The organism is Streptomyces sp. MBT65 (assembly GCF_016612545.1).
GTDB lineage: Bacteria > Actinomycetota > Actinomycetes > Streptomycetales > Streptomycetaceae > Streptomyces.
Map to the genome: position 1 here is coordinate 1 of NZ_JAENRY010000554.1, position 2,387 is coordinate 2,387.

Genomic DNA, 2,387 nt, shown 5'->3' on the forward strand with positions numbered 1-2,387 from the left:
CCCCACCGTCGAACTCGTCCCCCAACCCCACCCCTGGACCCGCGCCCTCGGCCTCGTCATGGTCGTCGTCGTCGGCGCCTGGCTCGGTCTGCTGATCGTCGGCAACGTACGGGCCCAGGTCGGCCCGATGAACACGACCATGACCCTGCGCCCGTCCCTCACCGGCGGCACGAAGATCAACGTGTCCCCGCTCGGCGCGCTCTCCCTGGACAGCCACCACGCCCCGGTCCGCCTCGACGTCAACGTCGACCAGCTCGACCCGGAACGCTCCCAGGCCCTCGTCGACCACCCCGAACGCATCTCCGGCCTCCAGGACGAGGTCGCCCGGGACGTCGAACACGGCACCCTCGACCTCGCCGTACGGTCGTCGACGGCCGTGGTCCTCGGCGCCACCACCCTCGGCCTCGCGGTCTACCGCCGCCCCCGCCGCGCGCTGGCGGCCGGCGGGCTGGCCCTCACCCTCCTGGCGGCCTCCGGAGCGACGGCGTACGCGACCTGGAACCCGAAGTCGATCCTCGAACCGAAGTTCTCGGGACTGCTCTCCTCCGCCCCGTCCCTGGTCGGCAACGCGCGCAACATCGTCACCGAATTCGACGTCTACCAGAAGGAGTTGGCCCGCCTGGTGACGAACGTGACCAAGCTCTACGACGTCACGTCCACGCTCCCCGCGTACCAGCCGGACCCCACGACCATCCGCGTGCTCCACGTCTCGGACATCCATCTGAACCCCGCGAGCTGGAAGATCATCGCGTCACTGGTGGAGCAGTACGAGGTGAACGTGATCGTCGACACCGGCGACACCATGGACCACGGCACGACCGCCGAGAACGGCTTCCTCGACCCGATCGCCGACCTGGGCGTCCCGTACGTCTGGGTCAGGGGCAACCACGACTCCCTCGCCACCCAGCGCTACCTCGAACGCATCAAGAACGTGCACGTCCTGGACGAGGGCCGCGCCCAGACGGTCGCGGGCGTGCGTTTCGCGGGCATCGGCGACCCCCAGTTCACCCCGGACCGCTCGACCGCCCCGGGCGGCAACGCGGCGGAGGAACTGGCCGGCGACCAGCTCGCCTCCGCCCTCCGCGACCAGCGGGCGGCCGGCACCCCGGTCGACATCGCCCTCGTCCACGAACCGTCCGCCGCACGCCAGACCGACGGCGAGGTCCCGCTCGTCCTGGCCGGCCACCTCCACCACGAGGGCACCGAGGTCATGAAGCACGGCACCCGGCTCCGTATCGAGGGCTCGACCGGCGGCAGCGGACTGCGCGCGGTGGAGGGCAAGTACCCCGACCCGATCGAGGCGTCGATCCTCTACATCGACCGCGACACCCACCGCCTCCAGGCCTGGGACGAGATCAAGCTGGGCGGCCTGGGCCTGACGACGGCAGAGGTGAGCCGCCATCTCCCGAAGGAGAACCTGCCGGGCGCGCCCCAGTCGCCGAGTCCGTCGCCGAGCCCCTCCCCCAGCCAGTCTCCGAGTCCGGCGTCGGAGGTGCCGTCCGTGGCGCCGTCGAGGACCCCGTAAACCGTTTTGGCGATACCTCCCGCCATCCCATATGCTTCTCACGTCCCCGACGCGCTGAGAGGCGCCCAGGCGGGCCGATAGCCCTCATCGTCTAGCGGCCTAGGACGCCGCCCTTTCAAGGCGGTAGCACGGGTTCGAATCCCGTTGGGGGCACGTAAAACCGTGTGCGACACTGGCTCCGCCAGTCCGTGCGCAACAGCTGGGTCCTGTGGAGCAGTTTGGAGTGCTCGCCACCCTGTCAAGGTGGAGGCCGCGGGTTCAAATCCCGTCAGGACCGCTGAGGTTCCGTGAGGAACCTCGTGGCTGGGTAGCTCAGTTGGTACGAGCGATCGCCTGAAAAGCGATAGGTCGCCGGTTCGATCCCGGCCCCAGCCACCATCAAGGCCTCGATCTTCGGATCGGGGCCTTTTTGTATGCCCCTCGTGCGCCGGGGATACGATCCGGCTCAGTCGGCGCCGGAGTGGCGGAAGTGCGGGGGGATCAACCATGAGCCAGGACGAGGCCAGAGGTATCCGGGACACGGACCTGGAAAAGATGCGCGCGCGGTACGGACTGCTCGCGGTGGTGGGCAGCAATCTCGCGATCACCGCGGTGGCGATCTTCGGCGTATGGCAGCTCAACGGCGACCGAGCGGTGATCGTCGGCGTCCTGACCTCGGCATTCACCGCGATGGCAGGCCTGACGACGGCATACCTGGGCATCAAGGCCGTATCGAACACGGCCCAGTCGATGTCCCAGGACGCGGACCGCAGACGCGAGGACAAGGCGGCGTCGACACCACCGGCGCAGCGCACCTCATAAGAGGCGCCTCGGCACCCTCCCAACACAGGCCGCCAATATCCAGCCCGTCCGGCGTTTGAGG

Annotated in this window: 2 protein-coding genes and 3 tRNA genes; all 5 read left to right on the plus strand. The window is 69.1% G+C overall.

Annotated elements, in window-relative coordinates; all coding sequences use genetic code 11:
- Positions 1-1,525: metallophosphoesterase (locus tag JHN63_RS50155; RefSeq protein WP_200691804.1), on the plus strand; the 1,525-nt coding region annotated here is incomplete at its 5' end.
- Between the two features lie 80 nt (positions 1,526-1,605).
- A tRNA-Glu gene (locus tag JHN63_RS50160) sits at positions 1,606-1,678 on the plus strand.
- A 49-nt stretch (positions 1,679-1,727) separates the two neighbouring features.
- A tRNA-Asp gene (locus tag JHN63_RS50165) sits at positions 1,728-1,802 on the plus strand.
- Positions 1,803-1,826: 24 nt separating this feature from the next.
- A tRNA-Phe gene (locus tag JHN63_RS50170) sits at positions 1,827-1,903 on the plus strand.
- 108 nt (positions 1,904-2,011) lie between these two features.
- On the plus strand, positions 2,012-2,326 hold the full coding sequence (locus JHN63_RS50175; RefSeq protein WP_200691805.1) for a hypothetical protein: 315 nt from the start codon (positions 2,012-2,014) through the stop codon (positions 2,324-2,326).
- Positions 2,327-2,387 lie beyond the last annotated feature (61 nt).

Bases quoted from the DNA above. Each gene is read 5' to 3' on its own strand.
- JHN63_RS50175 (WP_200691805.1), top strand. From the start codon at position 2,012: ATGAGCCAGGACGAGGCCAGAGGTATCCGGGACACGGACCTGGAAAAG.